The organism is Citrobacter sp. wls706 (assembly GCF_005281305.1).
Classification (GTDB): Bacteria; Pseudomonadota; Gammaproteobacteria; order Enterobacterales; family Enterobacteriaceae; genus Citrobacter; species Citrobacter werkmanii.
In genome coordinates this window covers 306,093-323,583 of the sequence record NZ_SZXG01000040.1, presented here as the reverse complement: position 1 = coordinate 323,583, position 17,491 = coordinate 306,093, and the positions used below count along the sequence as shown (strand labels likewise).

General features: G+C 54.6%; 18 protein-coding genes. 8 read left to right on the top strand and 10 right to left on the bottom strand.

Annotated features, from left to right (window positions below; genetic code table 11):
* Positions 1-41: 41 nt before the first annotated feature.
* The 4 genes from FDW92_RS21615 to FDW92_RS21600 form a co-directional block, all read right to left on the bottom strand.
* Complete coding sequence (locus tag FDW92_RS21615) at positions 42-551, bottom strand: DUF1240 domain-containing protein (RefSeq protein WP_042311834.1); 510 nt, start codon at positions 549-551, stop codon at positions 42-44.
* A 1-nt stretch (position 552) separates the two neighbouring features.
* Positions 553-1,431, bottom strand: a complete 879-nt coding sequence (locus tag FDW92_RS21610) for a hypothetical protein (RefSeq protein WP_042311832.1) — start codon at positions 1,429-1,431, stop codon at positions 553-555.
* A gap of 9 nt (positions 1,432-1,440) precedes the next feature.
* Positions 1,441-1,920, bottom strand: a complete 480-nt coding sequence (locus FDW92_RS21605; RefSeq protein ID WP_042311830.1) for an Hcp family type VI secretion system effector — start codon at positions 1,918-1,920, stop codon at positions 1,441-1,443.
* A 241-nt stretch (positions 1,921-2,161) separates the two neighbouring features.
* Positions 2,162-2,521: a DUF2500 domain-containing protein gene (locus FDW92_RS21600; RefSeq protein WP_042311827.1), complete on the bottom strand. Its 360-nt coding sequence runs from the start codon at positions 2,519-2,521 to the stop codon at positions 2,162-2,164.
* A gap of 141 nt (positions 2,522-2,662) precedes the next feature.
* On the opposite strand from FDW92_RS21600, the gene FDW92_RS21595 reads away from it, so the two are divergent.
* A complete protein-coding gene (locus FDW92_RS21595) occupies positions 2,663-3,289 on the top strand; it encodes a lysoplasmalogenase (protein ID WP_042311825.1) in 627 nt (208 codons plus the stop codon).
* A gap of 75 nt (positions 3,290-3,364) precedes the next feature.
* Positions 3,365-5,563, top strand: a complete 2,199-nt coding sequence (zntA, locus tag FDW92_RS21590; RefSeq protein WP_137400700.1) for a Zn(II)/Cd(II)/Pb(II) translocating P-type ATPase ZntA — start codon at positions 3,365-3,367, stop codon at positions 5,561-5,563.
* 43 nt (positions 5,564-5,606) lie between these two features.
* Here the strand turns inward: zntA and tusA are convergent, their stop codons facing one another.
* Complete coding sequence (gene tusA, locus FDW92_RS21585; RefSeq protein WP_003827551.1) at positions 5,607-5,852, bottom strand: sulfurtransferase TusA; 246 nt, start codon at positions 5,850-5,852, stop codon at positions 5,607-5,609.
* 168 nt (positions 5,853-6,020) lie between these two features.
* Between tusA and FDW92_RS21580 the strand changes: the two genes are divergently transcribed.
* Both FDW92_RS21580 and FDW92_RS21575 read left to right on the top strand, forming a co-directional pair.
* Positions 6,021-6,686, top strand: coding sequence for a 7-cyano-7-deazaguanine/7-aminomethyl-7-deazaguanine transporter (locus FDW92_RS21580; RefSeq protein ID WP_042311819.1), 666 nt, complete (start codon positions 6,021-6,023; stop codon positions 6,684-6,686).
* A gap of 72 nt (positions 6,687-6,758) precedes the next feature.
* Positions 6,759-7,316, top strand: coding sequence for a DcrB family lipoprotein (locus FDW92_RS21575; RefSeq protein ID WP_016154847.1), 558 nt, complete (start codon positions 6,759-6,761; stop codon positions 7,314-7,316).
* 3 nt (positions 7,317-7,319) lie between these two features.
* Here the strand turns inward: FDW92_RS21575 and FDW92_RS21570 are convergent, their stop codons facing one another.
* A complete protein-coding gene (locus FDW92_RS21570) occupies positions 7,320-8,537 on the bottom strand; it encodes an MFS transporter (protein WP_042311817.1) in 1,218 nt (405 codons plus the stop codon).
* Positions 8,538-8,670: 133 nt separating this feature from the next.
* Between FDW92_RS21570 and FDW92_RS21565 the strand changes: the two genes are divergently transcribed.
* Positions 8,671-9,720, top strand: a complete 1,050-nt coding sequence (locus FDW92_RS21565) for an AI-2E family transporter (RefSeq protein ID WP_042311816.1) — start codon at positions 8,671-8,673, stop codon at positions 9,718-9,720.
* Positions 9,721-9,782: 62 nt separating this feature from the next.
* Positions 9,783-10,373, top strand: a complete 591-nt coding sequence (gene acpT / locus FDW92_RS21560) for a 4'-phosphopantetheinyl transferase AcpT (protein WP_042311813.1) — start codon at positions 9,783-9,785, stop codon at positions 10,371-10,373.
* On the opposite strand, the gene FDW92_RS21555 is transcribed toward acpT, so the two are convergent.
* Positions 10,365-10,871: a phenolic acid decarboxylase gene (locus FDW92_RS21555; RefSeq protein WP_042311811.1), complete on the bottom strand. Its 507-nt coding sequence runs from the start codon at positions 10,869-10,871 to the stop codon at positions 10,365-10,367. The two genes, acpT and FDW92_RS21555, sit on opposite strands and share 9 nt — an antisense overlap.
* Before the next feature lie 99 nt (positions 10,872-10,970).
* Here FDW92_RS21555 and FDW92_RS21550 point away from each other — a divergent pair, with 99 nt between their 5' ends.
* The gene (locus FDW92_RS21550) at positions 10,971-11,831 is read left to right on the top strand and encodes a LysR family transcriptional regulator (protein ID WP_042311810.1); all 861 of its coding nucleotides are present in this window, start codon (positions 10,971-10,973) and stop codon (positions 11,829-11,831) included.
* A gap of 91 nt (positions 11,832-11,922) precedes the next feature.
* A complete protein-coding gene (gene nikR, locus FDW92_RS21545) occupies positions 11,923-12,324 on the top strand; it encodes a nickel-responsive transcriptional regulator NikR (protein ID WP_006687486.1) in 402 nt (133 codons plus the stop codon).
* Between the two features lie 50 nt (positions 12,325-12,374).
* Here nikR and FDW92_RS21540 read toward each other — a convergent pair whose 3' ends face one another.
* From FDW92_RS21540 to FDW92_RS21530, 3 genes are read right to left on the bottom strand one after another with little or no spacing between them, the layout of a single operon-like run.
* Entirely contained in the window at positions 12,375-13,499 is a 1,125-nt protein-coding gene (locus FDW92_RS21540) for an ABC transporter permease (RefSeq protein ID WP_042311808.1), read from the bottom strand.
* Positions 13,499-16,246, bottom strand: coding sequence for a ribosome-associated ATPase/putative transporter RbbA (rbbA, locus tag FDW92_RS21535; protein WP_042311806.1), 2,748 nt, complete (start codon positions 16,244-16,246; stop codon positions 13,499-13,501). Before rbbA ends, FDW92_RS21540 begins: the two co-directional genes overlap by 1 nt.
* On the bottom strand, positions 16,243-17,310 hold the full coding sequence (locus tag FDW92_RS21530) for an HlyD family efflux transporter periplasmic adaptor subunit (protein WP_137400699.1): 1,068 nt from the start codon (positions 17,308-17,310) through the stop codon (positions 16,243-16,245). Before FDW92_RS21530 ends, rbbA begins: the two co-directional genes overlap by 4 nt.
* Positions 17,311-17,491 lie beyond the last annotated feature (181 nt).

Sequence of the window (17,491 nt, the reverse complement as noted above, 5' to 3'; positions counted from 1 at the left end):
TCGCCCGGCGGCGCGTTGCGAGCCGGGTCTGCAAAACGTCATCACGGTGGTAATATACCGTCCAGTTGATCTTTCAGTTTTGGAATATCTTTACTGGCTCTTGTTTTCCGCAGGTGTTTCACCTGCTCACAAATCTCTTCGGTCCGGGTGTAATAGGTGCCAGACGTCGGGCCTGGACGCTCGCATAAAACATAGTTAGTTCCAAGCGGATAAAAAATGACAATAAAAGAGAGGATATTACCAATAACAAATCCTACCCCCGCGACGTGGAAAACAATGGTAAATGTCCTGTCGAAGAATTTTGGCGGCTTCATGCTTTTCGCAAAAGCCAGGTAGGCAATGCCCAAAGTAAAGCAGCCCGTCACCGGAATCATGAAAAACATGCAAAATGAACCCCAGAAAAAATAGACGATGCTTCTGGATTCAACGAGATCGGTGAGATCCGGTACGCTGGCAATATACTCCACCCAAGTCCCCCCCCCAAAAATGAATATACAGAGAAATAAGTTGCATCTCTTCTTAATATTCATCAGATTAATATTATGCTTCATGTCAATAATTTCCGCCGTAAAGGGAGCTTCTGTACCCCAGCCGTTGGATGTTCCACTCTTCGATTCTTTGCCGTTCTTTAAGTCCCTCACGAATACACGCTATCAGTTTGTCTGATAGCTCATATTTTTTGTCCACTTCATTCAGAGACCGGGCAATAATAAAACCTAATACAACGACACCGACAATTTCTCCCCAAACCGGAACGGCGGCGCTAGAGAACAATAGAGGTACAGCTAACTCAAGAGCACTACCCACTGATTGCGAGACAAAAATACTTACAATCACCTTCGCCACATCCATCGTCACATTCCCCAGTAGTGCGGCGACGTCATGCTCGGATTTAAACACCAGCTCAATCAACCGCCAGCATGCGGAGAACCAGATGCAGAACCTGGCGCCTGACATAATGCCATCCCGAAACCCGGCGCTGCCAATACCCACTTCAAGTACCTTAGGATGATTAATCCGGTAACGGGTTCCGTTAAGAATGCGCCGCAGAGAAGGGTAGCCCGTAATCTTCACATACAGCTTTCCCTGATAAGCATATTGCGTGGCTTTAATCCCAAGGCCTTTTAAGGTGAAGACAATCTTTCCGGCCTGCTGATAAGAAAAAAGCTTCGACAGTTTTTTAGTCGCATCAGCCGTATCTTTGATATTACCGGCATAATTCGTCGAAAAACTGACGGATTTACTACTTAGCAAATCTTCAATCACGCCCTGCGCCTCTTCAGGCGTGAGCAGTATAATGTGTTGTGTATTGCTATTCAGATTATTTTTCAGCTTTCTGATTTCGTTCTCAACGCGCTGATTACGTTGCCAGTTATTTCCTCTAAGAATATCTTCACGGTGATTTCCTATCCAGTCATAATACCTTTCCATCCTTATCCCTTAATAAATTCGCTCATCCCAAAGGCTGTATGCGCTGGTTCCCGCCATAATGTGCTCCCAGGTAATTGACTCATACGAAAGCTCAATGATTTCCTCTGGCTGCCCCGCACTGTCATCAATGGTATGAGGCACCTGTAAATGGATGCTGGATATTCTGGCATTAATAAGTTTTATCGCGTAATAACACTCATTTAAACCCGCCGGACTCGTGCGATAGAAGCTAAATTCACAGTTTAATGTTTCATTGTCAGTTATGGCTTTTCCTAATAATGGCGAGGATTTATCTACTGGCTTTATAAACGTCAAACATTGATGATTCACATTTTGTACTCGGCTCATGCCATGATTAACTGCCATTACCATTATCTGATCGCGATGGGCAGTTTGTGATTTATTTCCAATCGAATTTACCGATGCGCATCCAGCAGAAATCAATCCCTGCGCCTGCCCATGCAAGGTCAACCACATTGTATTCGCCATATAAATTCCTTAGCCATTTTAAATTACATGTTTATATGTATGCGATAACATTGAAATAATAGGGTAGTGAAAATCTGATAGCAGAATAGTGATACCATCGATATTTTAGACACACAAAAAAAAATATAATACCAACGATATTTGCACAGAAGAATAAATAATAACTATATTTTAACGATGTTATATATTTCAGTTGAATTCATTATCGGCACTGGCAAGATAAACACAGTGCCGCTCGGCGTTATTGCCCAGGCTTAAAATCCTCAAAACGCGAACCTTTATAACTCAGCGTGCCTTTGTCTCCGACAGTTAGCGCATGGTACTGCTGGGCATCCAGGCGAAACGTCAGCTCCAGACCACCGCTTTGCGGCTTAAAGCTGGCTTCATAGCGCATGCTGGTTCCTGCCGGGCTCACTTCCTGTTGACGTGATCGCCGATCGTTAAGTGGTTTTTCCCGCTTATTACTCACTACCACCTGCTTTTGCACCAGCGGTGCTGCATCGTTATCCGCTTTTTCACGCCGCTGCTGGACAAAGCGAAACGACGCAGCTACAACAATTAAGACAATGATAACAATGAAAAAAAGTGGCGGCTTGCTCATAGTATTAACCCATCAGAAAATGCGGAAATAAGCATACATTGCCTGTTATGGTGTTGTCATCTGGCAGTGTCGACCTCTACACTGAACAATAGAGCCGTAAGCACCCCGCTTACGAAAAAATAACGAATTCAAGGAACTAAGATGCTTTGGTCGTTTATCGCTGTCTGCCTTTCCGCATGGTTGTTCGTGGATGCTTCCTATCGTGGGCCCGCCTGGCAACGCTGGGTCTTTAAACCCCTAACTTTACTCCTGCTGGCGCTGCTGGCCTGGCAGGCGCCAATGTTTAACGCCATCAGCTATCTGGTGCTGGCAGGGCTGCTTGCCTCACTGCTGGGCGATGCGCTGACGCTGTTGCCGCGCCAACGTCTGCTCTACGCCGTGGGGGCATTTTTCCTCTCACACCTGCTGTATACCATCTATTTCGCCAGCCAAATGACGCTGTCGTTCTTCTGGCCTTTGCCATTGGTATTGGTGGTGTTGGGAGCACTGCTGATCGCTATCATCTGGACGAGACTGGAAGAGCTGCGTTTAGCCATCTGTACTTTTATCGGCATCACGATGATGATGGTCTGGATGGCGGGCGAACTGTGGTTCTTCCGCCCCACTGGCCCCGCGCTGTCGGCATTCCTCGGCGCCTCATTATTGTTCATCGGCAATTTTGTCTGGCTGGGTAGCCATTATCGCCGCCGCTTCCGCGCCGATAACGCCATTGCCGCCGCCTGCTACTTCGCCGGACATTTCCTGATTGTTCGTTCGTTGTATCTGTAATATCGCTTGACTCTGGAGTCGACTCCAGAGTGTATCCTTCGGTTAATACGAAATGATTATTAACCGGAGGATGCCATGTCGACGCCCGATGTCCCTGGCAAAAAAGCCCCACAATTCTCTTCTTTCAAGCCAGCACCTGCCCCACAAAAAACGGACGACTGCTGCTGTGAAGGAAGTTGCTCAACCCCATCACCCGTATCCGAAAGGGTAATTGGCACCCGTTATTCCTGGAAAGTGGCAGGAATGGACTGTGCCGCCTGCGCCCGGAAAGTGGAAAATGCGGTCCGCCAGGTGAGCGGCGTCAACCAGGTCCAGGTGCTGTTCGCCACCGAAAAACTGGTCGTCGATGCGGGTTCTGATATCCGTCAGCAAGTTGAAAGCGCGGTACAAAAGGCAGGTTATACCCTGCGCGATGAACAAGCACCGGAAGCCGCCCCCGAATCACGCTTTAGAGAGAACCTGCCGTTGATTTCGCTGATAATCATGATGGCGATTAGCTGGGGGCTGGAGCAGTTCAATCATCCTTTCGGTCAGATAGCGTTTATCGCCACCACGCTGGTGGGCCTGTATCCCATTGCCCGTCAGGCGCTACGTCTGATGAAAACCGGCAGCTACTTCGCCATTGAAACGTTGATGAGCGTGGCCGCGATTGGCGCGCTGTTTATCGGCGCGACGGCGGAAGCCGCCATGGTGCTACTGCTGTTTTTAATTGGTGAGCGTCTGGAAGGGTGGGCCGCCAGCCGCGCCCGTAAAGGGGTCAGCGCACTGATGGCACTCAAGCCGGAAACCGCCACGCGCCTGCGTAACGGCGAGCGCGAAGAGGTGGCTATCAATACCCTCCAGCCTGGCGATATTATCGAAGTTGCCGCCGGTGGGCGTTTACCTGCCGACGGTAAGTTGGTCTCCGGCTTTGCCAGCTTTGATGAAAGCGCCCTGACCGGCGAATCGATCCCGGTTGAACGCGCCACCGGCGAGAAAGTCCCGGCGGGCGCCACCAGCGTAGATCGTCTGGTTACGCTGGAAGTGCTTTCCGAGCCGGGCGCCAGCGCTATCGATCGCATTCTGAAGCTGATTGAAGAAGCGGAAGAACGCCGCGCCCCCATTGAGCGCTTTATTGACCGTTTCAGCCGAATTTATACCCCCGCTATTATGGCGGTTGCGCTGCTGGTTACCCTCGTCCCGCCGCTGCTGTTTGCCGCCTCGTGGCAGGAGTGGATTTATAAAGGACTGACGCTGTTGCTGATTGGCTGCCCGTGTGCGCTGGTTATCTCAACCCCCGCAGCGATTACCTCTGGTCTTGCCGCCGCGGCGCGTCGTGGAGCACTCATTAAAGGCGGTGCGGCACTGGAACAGTTGGGTAGAGTCACGCAGGTGGCGTTTGATAAAACCGGCACCCTGACCATCGGTAAACCGCGCGTGACGGCGATTCATTCGGCAAGCGGTATTGATGAGGCTGAACTGCTGGCGCTGGCAGCGGCGGTAGAGCAAGGTGCAACACACCCACTGGCGCAGGCGATTGTTCGGGAAGCGCAAACGCGTGAGCTGACAATTCCTGTAGCGAAAGAACAACGGGCGCTGGTTGGCTCCGGAATTGAAGCGCTGGTCAACGGCGAGCGCGTACTGATTTGCGCTGCGGGCAAACAGCCTGCCGATGCCTTTGCCGGACAGATTAGCGAGCTGGAAAGCGCGGGCCAGACGGTGGTGCTGGTGCTGCGTAACGATACCGTTCTCGGCGTACTGGCTCTACAGGACACGCTGCGCGATGACGCCCGCACGGCCATCAGCGAGCTCACTCAGATCGGCGTGAAAGGGGTAATCCTGACCGGCGATAACCCACGCGCGGCAGCAGCCATTGCCGGGGAGCTGGGTCTGGAATTCAAAGCAGGATTAATGCCGGAAGATAAGGTGCGGGCCGTTACCCATCTCAACCAACAGTCGCCGCTGGCGATGGTCGGCGACGGTATCAACGACGCTCCGGCAATGAAAGCGGCGACCATCGGCATTGCCATGGGTAGCGGGACCGACGTCGCGCTGGAAACCGCCGATGCCGCCCTGACCCACAACCGTCTGCGTGGCCTGGTGCAAATGATTCAACTGGCGCGCGCCACCCACGCTAATATTCGCCAGAACATTGCGATTGCGCTGGGTTTGAAGGGGATTTTCCTCGTCACCACGCTGCTCGGGATAACCGGACTGTGGCTGGCGGTGCTGGCTGATACGGGAGCGACGGTGCTGGTGACCGCGAACGCGCTGCGGTTGTTGCGTAAAGGGTAACCTGTAGGCCGGATAAGCGTTAGCGCCATCCGGCATAACAAGATTACTGCCCTTTGCGCACTAAATAGCGGTACGGCAGAGAGTCGGTCTCTTTGGCCACCAGTTCATGCTCCATAAAGGTACAGAAGCCGGGAATATCGCGGGTTGTCGCCGGATCGTCGGCGACAATCAGCAACGTTTCACCCGCCTGCATACCGCGCACAGTTTTACGCACCATCATTACAGGTTCCGGGCAGCGTAGTCCCTGGGCATCAAGCGTATGGTCGGGAGAGGTAAACAGATCGCTCATCGTAGTCTCATTCATGCAAAAACGGCGTTATTTTACGCTCTGTTGTGGCGTAAGCCAATCAGGTTAACGATTGCGTGAAAAACAACCATTGCAATGTGCTCTTAAAGCAGTATCATGCGACGGTTTTTTATTGGGTTCCCTCACCCCATCCAACAAAAAGGTCACAATATGACTCCGTTTACACAATCTCAGCGCGTAAAAGCGTTGTTTTGGCTATCGCTATTTCATCTGCTGGTGATCACCTCCAGCAACTATCTGGTGCAGCTACCGATCTCCATTTTTGGTTTCCATACCACATGGGGCGCTTTTAGCTTTCCGTTTATTTTCCTCGCGACCGACCTGACCGTGCGTATTTTTGGCGCGCCGTTGGCACGACGTATCATCTTTGCGGTGATGATCCCCGCGCTGCTGATCTCCTATGTTGTGTCATCACTGTTCTATATGGGGTCGTGGCAGGGGTTCAGCGCGCTGCAGCACTTTAACCTGTTTGTCGCCCGTATCGCTGCAGCCAGCTTTATGGCTTACGCGCTGGGACAAATTCTGGATGTGCATGTCTTTAACCGCCTGCGTCAGAACCGCCGCTGGTGGCTGGCGCCGACGGCTTCCACGCTGTTTGGCAACATCAGCGATACGTTGGCCTTTTTCTTTATCGCTTTCTGGCGTAGCCCGGATGCCTTTATGGCCGAGCACTGGATGGAAATCGCGCTGGTCGACTACTGCTTCAAAGTACTAATCAGCATTATTTTCTTCCTGCCGATGTACGGCGTACTGCTGAATATGTTACTGAAAAGGCTGGCAGATAAATCTGAATTATCTGCATTGCAGACGAGTTAAAGGTTCATTTTCCGAGTTGTGATAAGATGGTCGAATGAGCCGTTATGGCCGTTTATCGAAAGGAAGAAGTCAATGCGCAATCTGGTTAAATATGTCGGTATTGGCCTGCTGGTTATGGGGCTTGCGGCCTGTGATAATAGCGATACAAAAGCGCCAGCAGAAGGTGCTGCCGCAGAGAGTAGCGCCACCGGACAACCGGTCAGCCTGCTGGACGGCAAACTCAGTTTTTCCCTGCCAGCGGATATGACCGATCAGAGCGGCAAGCTGGGTACCCAGGCGAACAATATGCACGTGTATTCTGACGCAACCGGCCAGAAAGCGGTGATTGTAATTGTCGGCGACAATACCAACGAAGATCTGGCGGTGCTGGCAAAACGCCTGGAAGATCAGCAGCGTAGCCGCGACCCGCAGTTGCAGGTCGTCACCAATAAATCTATTGAGCTGAAAGGCCACACGCTGCAACAGTTAGACAGCATCATCTCGGCCAAAGGCCAGACCGCTTACTCTTCCGTGGTGCTGGGTAAAGTGGACAACCAACTGCTGACGCTGCAAATCACGCTGCCTGCTGACGATCAGCAAAAAGCGCAAACGACCGCAGAAAACATCATTAACACGCTGGTTATCCAGTAACGGTTAAGACGATGACTCGGCCTCCGGTGACACCACCTGAGGCCGTTTTTTTAGCCGCCAGGTCAGCAGTAACGCCACCGCCACCAGCCCGGCTGCCGCCAGATAGATAACCGGTACACCCGCCCACGTCATTACCAGCCCGGCCAGCGGCCCGGTAACGCCCAGCGATAAATCCATAAACACCGTATAGGTCGCCAGCGCGGCGCCCTGATTTTGCTGCGGGACGGCTTTTACCGCCACCACGCCCAGCGCCGGGAAGACCAACGAGAACCCGGCACCTGCCAGCAGAACGCCGATTTTCGCCATCCACGGCATGGAGGCCATGCCCACCAGCAGCAGACCAACAATCTCGACGCTAAAACAGATCATCGCGACATTGAGCCCACCTAACCGGTTGATACCATTTGGGAATAACAAGCGAGTGCCCACAAACGTACAGCTAAAAAGCGTCAGCGCAAAAGCTGCACCGTCCCAACCTTTAGCATCATAAAACAGCGTGATAAAGGTGGCGATCACGCCAAATCCGGCGGAGGCCAACGCCAGCGCCATGCCGTACAACCAGACGCGTCCAAGTACCGCGCGAAACGGCAACGGTTTGCCTTTGCTGGCCTTCACCGCCGGTCGGGGGAGCGCCAGCAATATTGCCAACAGCGCCACGCCCATCACGGTCAGCGCCAGCCCCTGTAAGCCACCCCAGGCATAAAACAGAACGCCCAGCGGAGCGCCTATCGCCATCGCGCCATAGGTCACGATGCCATTCCACGAAATCACCCGTCCGATGTGCATCGAGCCAACAACTCCCACGCCCCATAGCGTAGAGCCGGTCCCGGCAAAGCTTTGCCCGATGCCCAGAATCACCCGCCCGATGCATAACAGCAACAAACTTACCAGCGGCCAACCTTGGGTTGATCCCGCCAGCAGATAGCCCAAACCACTTAAAAAGCAGCCGCACAGTCCGAATACCACGATTTTTTTCGGCCCCAGCAGATCGGCATAGCGACCGGCATGAGGGCGGCTCAGCAGCGTGGCGAAATATTGCAGACTGATGACCAGTCCTGCCCAGAAGGCGCTAAATCCCATCACATCATGGACATAGCCAGGCAATACCGCGAGCGGCAGGCCGATGGTCAGATAGCTGGCGAAGTTAAACATCACCACCGAGACAATGCGCAGATTAAGGCGCAAACCGCTTAGCGTCGGTTCAGCGACGGGTTCGGGCATGGAAGGTCACCACATTTTCACAACAGTGTTTCATTTCTACCATGTTGCAGACCATAAATCAGCAGCCAGTTTAGGAATAACAGACGCAAGCCAACCGCTACACTTAATGCAAAAACGCAAACAGGAAGAAAACATGACAACCGCTCAGCCCGATAAAACGGGTATGCATATTTTGCTCAAACTGGCCGCTTTGGTGGTGATCCTCGCGGGCATCCATGCCGCGGCGGATATCATTGTGCAACTGCTATTGGCGCTCTTTTTTGCCATCGTATTGAACCCGCTGGTCACCTGGTTTATTCGCCGGGGGGTGCGTCGCCCGGTAGCCATTACGTTAGTGGTAGTAGTAATGCTGATTGTTCTTACGGCGCTGGTTGGCGTGCTTGCATCGTCGATCACTGAGTTCATGGCCATGTTGCCAAAATACAATAAGGAGTTGACGCGCAAGGTTCTGTATCTGCAAGAAATGGTCCCCTTTCTGAACCTGCATATGTCCCCGGAGCGCATGCTGCAACGGATGGACTCCGACAAACTGATGACCTTCACGACCACGCTAATGACGAGTCTTTCCGGCGCCATGGCCAGCGTCGTCCTGTTGGTAATGACGGTCGTCTTTATGCTGTTTGAAGTGCGCCACGTTCCTTATAAGCTGCGCTTCGCGTTAAACAATCCGCAGATTCACATTGCGGGGCTGCATCGGGCGCTGAAGGGCGTTTCACACTATCTGGCGCTGAAAACGTTGCTCAGCTTATGGACCGGCGCCATTGTCTGGCTGGGGCTGGCGCTGATGGGGATTCAGTTTGCTCTGATGTGGGGCGTGCTGGCATTCCTGCTAAACTACGTGCCCAACATTGGCTCGGTCATTTCCGCCGTCCCGCCCATGGTTCAGGCGCTGCTGTTCAACGGCATTTACGAATGCGTGCTGGTTGGCGCGCTGTTTCTGGTCGTGCATATGGTGATTGGTAATATTCTCGAACCCCGTATGATGGGGCACCGCCTGGGATTATCGACGCTGATCGTCTTTCTCTCCCTGTTGGTATGGGGATGGCTGCTCGGCCCGGTCGGCATGTTACTCTCCGTGCCGTTAACCAGCGTGTGTAAAATCTGGATGGAAACCACCAAAGGCGGCAGCAAACTGGCAATTTTGCTGGGACCAGGCAGACCCAAAAGTCGATTACCGGGATAAACTTGCAAATGGCACGTGAAGAATGATACACAACCCCATTATTACTAAAGGTTAGTCCTGATATGTATCAGATCGTTCTTGGGAAAGTTTCTGTTTTAAGCGCTGGCGAACTGCCTGCCGCGATGAAAGAGCAAGCGCCGCAAGGTGCTCGCCGGGCACGCTGGCTGGCTGGCCGCGTGCTGCTTTCCCATGCCCTTTCGCCATTGCCGGACATTGTCTACGGTGAACAAGGAAAACCTGCCTTTCCCGCTGATACGCCTCTGTGGTTCAATCTCAGCCATAGCGGCGATGACATCGTCCTGCTGCTCAGCGACGAAGGGGAAGTCGGCTGCGATATTGAAGTCGTGCGCCCGCGCGATAACTGGCAGACGCTGGCAAACACGGTGTTCAGTCTCGGAGAACATGCCGAAGTAGAGGCCGAACGCCCGGAGCAACAGCTGGCGGCGTTCTGGCGTATCTGGACGCGTAAAGAAGCTATTGTGAAACAGCGTGGCGGCAGCGCCTGGCAAATCGTCAGCGTCGATAGCACCGCGCTGACCTCCTCACTCTCCGTCAGCCAGTGCCAGATCGATACCCTGAGCCTGGCGGTGTGCACCCCCACGCCATTTACCCTGACCGCCGACGCCGTGCAGCGTCTGGAAGCCTTAGCGTAAATTTTCCGGGAAGTTTTTCGGCAACTCACTCGCCGCGCAGGCAATCACGTCGTCATTGTTTGCCCCGCAGTCACGCACGAAGGTGATGGTCGCGAACTCATCAATCACCTCGGTTGGATACGCCGGACCCGCATCGCGATACGACATCATCAACGGAATATGATCATTCTGGAAGCACACCGTTTTTTCCGGATTGTTAATCACCCAGCGCGGGAAAAAGATGGTGCCGTGAAAGAGTTTGTCGCCCAGGTTTACGATCAGGCTGACGTCGGTCCCGGTCGGTTCGGTCCAGGAAATTTTATAAACACTCGCCCCTACCCGCACAATATACGCCCGCTGATCTTTCACCCAACGATTACCCACAATACCGCTGTGAATGCGGTAATCCAGCGTGGTCTCATTTTTTACGTAGATCTCGTAATTCCAGCCATTATCGTAGGTATAGACCAGATGTTTGCCGACAAATTCGCTCAAATCATGTTTATCAAAAGCGCTCATATTCGTTCTCCTCTTACTTGATGCGAAGATCTTAACGCTTCAAAAATTGGATGAATAACGCTATGTTTACATCATATTCATTCAATTTTTAGATGAGTTATGCACAAAACAACCCTCGAACAATGGGCCCTGCTGGAGAAAGTGGTGGAACTGGGCAGCTTTGCGAAAGCCGCGGAAGAGACCAACCGTAGCCAGTCATCGGTAAGCTACAATCTGGCGCTACTGCAGGAGCGACTCGGCGTGCCGCTGCTGACGCCGGAAGGCCGCAGGGCGGTTTTAACCCCGGCGGGCGAGTTGTTGCTAGCTCAGGTCAAACCGTTACTGAAGGCCTTTTTATGGGTGGAGACCCGGGCAGCAACGTTGCAAAACGGCACGCGAACACGGCTGGATTTGCTGGTGGATAGTATCTTCCCACGCAAACGCCTGTTCGCGATCCTCAAGCAGTTTCAGCTGGCGTGGCCGCAAACGCAGGTGCGGCTGACCGAGGTACTGGAAAATGCAGACGACAGGCTGGCAGCGCATGCCGATGCGGACGTAATGGTCCTGACCCGGCGTCAGGATGTTACCGGGCGTGGTGAATGGCTGATGAACATTGACTTCGTGGCCGTTGCCCATCGCGATCACCCGCTCTGCACTCTTGATGCACCGCTGGATGAAGACGCATTACGCGCATGGCCACTGATTCGCATTGCCGATCGCGACAACCCGCAGCAACCGGTGCGCGATGCCTGGACCTTCTCTACCATTGATGCCGCGATTGATGCTGTCATGTATCAGGTCGGTTACGGCTGGCTGCCTGAGGAGCGTATTCAGACGCAACTGGCCCAGGGGCTTTTACGTCCGCTGCCGTTAAGCCATGGCGCTCGCCGCGCCACGCCGCTGCATCTGATCGTTAAAGATACGCTCGCCCCGCTGGATGAACAGGTCAGTACCCTGCTGCGTTTATTGCGGGAGCATTAACCTTTTCCCCGGATGCCTGACGTATGTTACAAAATACGCTATTCCCTTTATTCCCTGTGCGCCAACGCGCCACATGAAAGGTTAATTGCAGATGCAACGAGTCACCATTACCCTCGATGACGATTTACTGGAAACGCTCGACGGCCTGAGCCAGCGCCGTGGCTACAACAACCGTTCCGAAGCGATCCGCGATATTCTGCGCGGCGCACTGGCGCAAGAAACCACCCAGGAGCACGGCACCCAAGGCTTCGCGGTACTCTCATATGTTTATGAGCATGAGAAACGCGACCTGGCGAGCCGTATTGTTTCCACCCAGCACCACCACCATGATTTATCGGTCGCCACATTACATGTGCATATCAACCATGACGACTGCCTGGAAATCGCTGTGCTGAAAGGTGACATGGGCGATGTGCAGCATTTTGCCGATGACGTCATTTCCCAGCGCGGCGTACGCCACGGTCATTTGCAGTGCCTGCCGAAAGAAGAGTGATTGCCTGTTTCGTTGCCGGATGGCGGCTGCGCCTTATCCGGCAATAATGTTTACGCCATCGTGCCAATCGTCTTGCGAAAACGCAGCAGCGCTATCAGGAAGAACGCCCCGCCAATCGCCAGCAGCGTCAGGAACTGCGGCCAGACGATGTTAAACCCGGCCCCGCGATAAAGTATCGCCTGCGCGAGACTGACAAAGTGGGTGGTCGGCATGGTCAGCATAATGTCCTGCACCGCCTGTGGCATGCTTTCACGCGGCGTGGAGCCGCCGGAGAGCATCTGTAACGGCAGCAGCACCAGAATCATCAACAGCCCCAGTTGCGGCATGGAGCGCGCCAGCGTCCCCATAAAAATGCCGATCGAGGTGGTGGCAAACAGGCTCAGCGCCACCCCCAGCATAAACAGCGGAATGGAACCTTCAATTGGCACCCCGAGTACGCCTTTTACCATCAGCATCAGCGACAGACCGGAAACCACCAGCACCACCAGTCCCATCGACCAGATTTTCGCCATCATTATCTCAAACGGTGTCACCGGCATCACCAGCAGGTGCTCAATGGTCCCATGTTCGCGCTCGCGGATCAGCGCCGACCCGGTAAGCACAATCGCCAGCATGGTAATGTTATTGATAATTGCCATTACCGCGCCAAAGCGGGCAGGCTCCAGGTTGGGGTTGAAGCGCATGCGCATTTCCAGCGCCACCGGCGGCTCATTATTATCGCGGTAACGCGCCACAAAACTGTTCACTTCACCACTAATGATATTCTGGATATAGCTGTTGCCGGTGAAGGCCTGGCTCATCCGCGTGGCATCGACGTTGACCTGGATATCTGGCTGTCGCCCGGCCAGCACATCACGCTGAAAATCAGGCGGAATGTTCACGGCGAAGGTGTAGCGACCGGCATCCAGCCCGGCATCCATCTCATCGGCGGTGATCATCTCCGGCGGTAAAAACCACGGGCGATAAAAGCTGTTCACAATCCGGTTCGACAACTGCGACTGGTCCATATCCGCGATGGCAATCGGCGCCAGATGTAGCGACCCCGGCAGGACAGTTGCGGAGGAGTAAACCGAAATCGTGAAGGCGAAAACGATCAGCGTCAGCATCGCTTTGTCACCCAGCAGACTGCGTAACTCTTTGATGCCAAGGTTATAAATATTGCGTAATCGGCGCATCACCCCTCCTGTTTTTTCAGCAGTAATACGCTCAGACCAACCACTACCGGAATAGCGATTGCCAGCGGGATAAATAGCTGCCAAAGATCCGCCAGATCCAGCGCTTTAGAGAACGTCCCGCGCGCAATGGTCAGAAAATGGCTGGTCGGATAAATTTCACCAATCCAGCGTCCCGGCCCTTCCAACGAGGCCACCGGATCGATCATCCCGGAAAACTGCGTCGCCGGGATCAGCGTAATAATCGCCGTACCAAAAATGGCGGCGATCTGGCTTTTCATAAACGTAGAGATTAACAAGCCCAGTCCGGTAGCAATGGTAACGTACAGCAGCGCGGCCAGCGTCAGTGTTAAAAAGCTACCCTTATGCGGGACGCCGAAAACAAACACCGACAGCGCACATAGCAGCAGGAAGTTCAGCATTCCCAGCACGATGTAAGGCAACTGTTTGCCGAGCAAAAACTCGCTGCGGGTGGTGGGCGTAACGTACAGGTTGATAATCGACCCCAGCTCTTTTTCGCGCACCACACTGAGTGCGCTGAGCATGGAGGGAATCATCATCAACAGCAGCGGGATAACCGCCGGAACAATCGCCGGCAGGCTCTTCACATCCGGGTTGTAACGATAGCGCGTCTCGATGGTCATCAGCCCGTTTTGCCCGCTGGCATTGGGCTGACGGGCCATCACATCCTGCAGCCAGGTCTGGTGCATCGCCTGTACATAGCCTCTGACCGTTTCTGCGCGGCTCGGCATCGCCCCATCAACCCAGACGCCAATCTTCACCGGCGTTCCACGCGCGATATCGCGGCCAAAATTGGGCGGGATTTCAATGGCTACCGCCACCTCGCCCGAACGCATCCGTTTGTCCAGTTCGTCATAACTGGTGAGCGGCGGCTGCTCGATAAAATAGCGCGACCCCGCCAGATTCAACGTCCACGCCTGGCTACTGACGGTCTGGTCACGATCGAGCACCGAAAAACGCAGGTTTTCCACATCCATACTGATGCCGTAGCCCATAATCAGCATCAGGATCACCGTCCCCATCAGCGCCAGCGTGGAGCGCACCGGATCGCGCCGCAATTCCAACGCTTCACGCCGACTGTAGCTGAACAAACGCCGCAGGCTAAAGCCCTGGCGTGGCGGCTGATTATTTTCATGCACCACCGGCGTATCCGCTTGCGAAAGCGTAGTCTCCGGCGCCGGACCAGCCGCTTCCTGTAACCAGGAGATAAACGCCTCTTCCAGACTGGCGGCACCGCGTTGCTTCACCAGTTCCTGCGGCGTGCCGCTGGCCAGCACTTTTCCGGCATGCATCAGCGACATGCGATCGCAGCGCTCCGCTTCGTTCATAAAGTGGGTGGAGATAAAAATGGTCACTTTATCCTGGCGCGACAAATCAACCATCAGTTGCCAGAACATGTCCCTCGCCACCGGATCGACCCCGGAGGTCGGCTCATCAAGGATGAGCATTTCCGGGCGATGAATCACTGCCACCGCCAGCGACAGGCGTTGACGGATCCCCAACGGCAGAGCGCCGGGCAACGCGTCTTCGACATCGGCCAGGCTAAAGCGCTCGCTCATCTCTTGTACGCGTTGAGGGATTTCTGCCTCGGGGATATGGAACAGCCGCGCGTGGAGTTCGAGGTTTTGCCGCACGGTCAGCTCGCTGTAGAGCGAAAACGCCTGTGACATATAGCCTACCCGGCGGCGGGTATCGATATTCTTCGGGTCAACCGCTTGCCCAAACAGCCATGCCTCGCCTTCGCTTGCGGGCAGCAGTCCGGTGAGCATCTTCATGGTGGTAGATTTGCCGCAGCCATTGGAGCCGAGAAAACCGAAGATTTCCCCGCGCGGAATGCGAAAGTTAACGTGGTCAACGGCGACGAACTTGCCGAAGCGCATGGTCAAATCTTTCGCCTCAATGGCAATCTCTTCCCGCTCAGCGTGATACGGCGGGATCACCACCGGTTTGTGTGCCTGACGCTGGGCTTCGGGTAACAGCGCGATAAACGCCTGCTCCAGCGTGTCGCTGGCGGTTTGTTCCCGTAGCTGTTGCGCGCTCCCGGTGGCTAACACCTCCCCGGCGTTCATCGCCACCAGCCAGTCAAAGCGCTCGGCTTCTTCCATGTAGGCGGTCGCAACCAGCACGCTCATGTTGGTCTGGCGCTGGCGAATACTGTCAATCAGATCCCAGAACTGAGCGCGGGACAGGGGGTCGACCCCGGTGGTGGGTTCATCGAGAATTAATAGCTCTGGGTCGTGGATCAACGCGCAGCACAGCCCCAGCTTTTGTTTCATCCCCCCCGAGAGTTTCCCGGCAGGACGATCGCGAAACGGCGCCAGGCCGGTACTATTCAGCAGCTCGGTAATCCGCGCTTCGCGCTCCGCTTTATCATGACCAAACAGGCGGGCAAAGAAATCGACGTTCTCATACACCGATAGCGTGTGATACAGGTTTTTCCCCAGCCCCTGCGGCATCCAGGCAATGCGCGGGCAGACATCCCGGCGGTGCTGCGGGTCGTGCATATCGCCGCCCAGCACCATCACGTTGCCGTGTTCAATGACCCGCGCGCCGGAGATGAGTGACAACAAGCTCGATTTCCCAACGCCATCCGGGCCAATCAACCCCACCATGCAACGGGCGGGAATATCCAGCGTGATATTGTTCAGCGCGACCGTTTTCCCGTAATGCTGACTCACGCCGTCAAGGTGCGCCACGGGAGGAACGGGAACCAGCGCCAGATGCGTCATTGCGGCAACCTCACCATCAGATCCTCAGGCCAGGCGCGATTTTCATCGACACGCACCCACGCCATGCCCGGCAAACCGGTTTTCACGTACTCGAGGTGCTGCTGCAACAGCTCTGGCGGGATACGCGCTTTGACGCGGAACATCAGCTTCAGCCGTTCATCACTGGTTTCCACCGTTTTCGGCGTGAACTGCGCGACGCTGGCCACAAAGCTGATGGTCGCCGGAATACGCAGATCCGGCGCGGCATCCAGCACCAGTCGCGCTTCGCCGCCAATCTTCAGTAAGCCCGCCTGTTCAGTAGGTAAGAAGAACGTCATGTAGACATCGCTGAGATCGACCATATTCAGCACGCGCCCACCCGCGGAAAGCACCTCGCCCGGTTCGGCTACGCGATACTGTACGCGACCATCGCGCGGAGCTTTCAGCTCACTGTCATCAATATCAGCGGCAATGCGACGTTCGGTAGCCTGTGCGGCTTCTACGCGGGTCTGCGCCTGAATGATGCTGGTACGAGCGGCTTCAATTGCCGCTTTGGCCGCAGAGACCTGCGCCTTTGCCGACTCCAGCGCGGCACGTGCACTTTCCGCCGCGGCCCGATCGTCATCCAGTTGTTGCTCGGACACCGCCCCTCGCTGGGATAGCGAACGGGAACGCACATGACGTTTAGAGACCGACTGCAGTTCCGCCTCACGCTGTTTTACCACCGACTGCGCGGCGCGCATTTCACTTTGCCGCTGTTCCAGCAACGCTCGCGCCGCCGCCACCGCGCTTTCTGCTTCTTTGATTTGCGCGATCGCCTCCAGCCGCTGCTCCTGCAGCACGCGGGTATCCATTTTCGCCAGCACCTCGCCCTGACGAACAAATTGCCCTTCCGAAACGAGGATGGTATCAATACGCTCGGCGATCTTAGTGGCAATATCCACTTCGGTGGCTTCAATTCTGCCGTTGCTGGCTGCAAACCCCTCCGGTATTCCCGCAGGGCGCAGCATCCACCAGGCTGTCGCGGCCACCACCACAAGAACACCCGCTCCCCACCACATCAGATAACGCTTAAACTTATCCATATTCGACCCGCCGTAATCCCTGTTATCAAACGTTGCGTGTCACAAAGCCCACTGAATAGCTATTCAGCGGGAGATTCCATCCGGGATGAGAAGGAATGAAAAACAATGGCCATTGAGCGAGCAGGCGTTAAGGCAACGCGCGCCACGAAGGAAGTGAATGACGAAAATGCTGTGAAATCGG

Excerpts from the sequence above, each read along its gene's own strand:
- FDW92_RS21600 (WP_042311827.1), bottom strand. The coding sequence starts at position 2,521 with ATGAGCAAGCCGCCACTTTTTTTCATTGTTATCATTGTCTTAATTGTT.
- FDW92_RS21550 (WP_042311810.1), top strand. The coding sequence starts at position 10,971 with ATGCACAAAACAACCCTCGAACAATGGGCCCTGCTGGAGAAAGTGGTG.
- FDW92_RS21570 (WP_042311817.1), bottom strand. The coding sequence starts at position 8,537 with ATGCCCGAACCCGTCGCTGAACCGACGCTAAGCGGTTTGCGCCTTAAT.
- FDW92_RS21555 (WP_042311811.1), bottom strand. The coding sequence starts at position 10,871 with ATGAGCGCTTTTGATAAACATGATTTGAGCGAATTTGTCGGCAAACAT.
- FDW92_RS21610 (WP_042311832.1), bottom strand. The coding sequence starts at position 1,431 with ATGGAAAGGTATTATGACTGGATAGGAAATCACCGTGAAGATATTCTT.
- zntA (WP_137400700.1), top strand. The coding sequence starts at position 3,365 with ATGTCGACGCCCGATGTCCCTGGCAAAAAAGCCCCACAATTCTCTTCT.
- FDW92_RS21530 (WP_137400699.1), bottom strand. The coding sequence starts at position 17,310 with ATGGATAAGTTTAAGCGTTATCTGATGTGGTGGGGAGCGGGTGTTCTT.
- nikR (WP_006687486.1), top strand. The coding sequence starts at position 11,923 with ATGCAACGAGTCACCATTACCCTCGATGACGATTTACTGGAAACGCTC.
- FDW92_RS21565 (WP_042311816.1), top strand. The coding sequence starts at position 8,671 with ATGACAACCGCTCAGCCCGATAAAACGGGTATGCATATTTTGCTCAAA.
- FDW92_RS21615 (WP_042311834.1), bottom strand. The coding sequence starts at position 551 with ATGAAGCATAATATTAATCTGATGAATATTAAGAAGAGATGCAACTTA.
- FDW92_RS21605 (WP_042311830.1), bottom strand. The coding sequence starts at position 1,920 with ATGGCGAATACAATGTGGTTGACCTTGCATGGGCAGGCGCAGGGATTG.
- FDW92_RS21540 (WP_042311808.1), bottom strand. The coding sequence starts at position 13,499 with ATGCGCCGATTACGCAATATTTATAACCTTGGCATCAAAGAGTTACGC.
- acpT (WP_042311813.1), top strand. The coding sequence starts at position 9,783 with ATGTATCAGATCGTTCTTGGGAAAGTTTCTGTTTTAAGCGCTGGCGAA.
- FDW92_RS21575 (WP_016154847.1), top strand. The coding sequence starts at position 6,759 with ATGCGCAATCTGGTTAAATATGTCGGTATTGGCCTGCTGGTTATGGGG.
- FDW92_RS21580 (WP_042311819.1), top strand. The coding sequence starts at position 6,021 with ATGACTCCGTTTACACAATCTCAGCGCGTAAAAGCGTTGTTTTGGCTA.
- tusA (WP_003827551.1), bottom strand. The coding sequence starts at position 5,852 with ATGAGCGATCTGTTTACCTCTCCCGACCATACGCTTGATGCCCAGGGA.
- FDW92_RS21595 (WP_042311825.1), top strand. The coding sequence starts at position 2,663 with ATGCTTTGGTCGTTTATCGCTGTCTGCCTTTCCGCATGGTTGTTCGTG.
- rbbA (WP_042311806.1), bottom strand. The coding sequence starts at position 16,246 with ATGACGCATCTGGCGCTGGTTCCCGTTCCTCCCGTGGCGCACCTTGAC.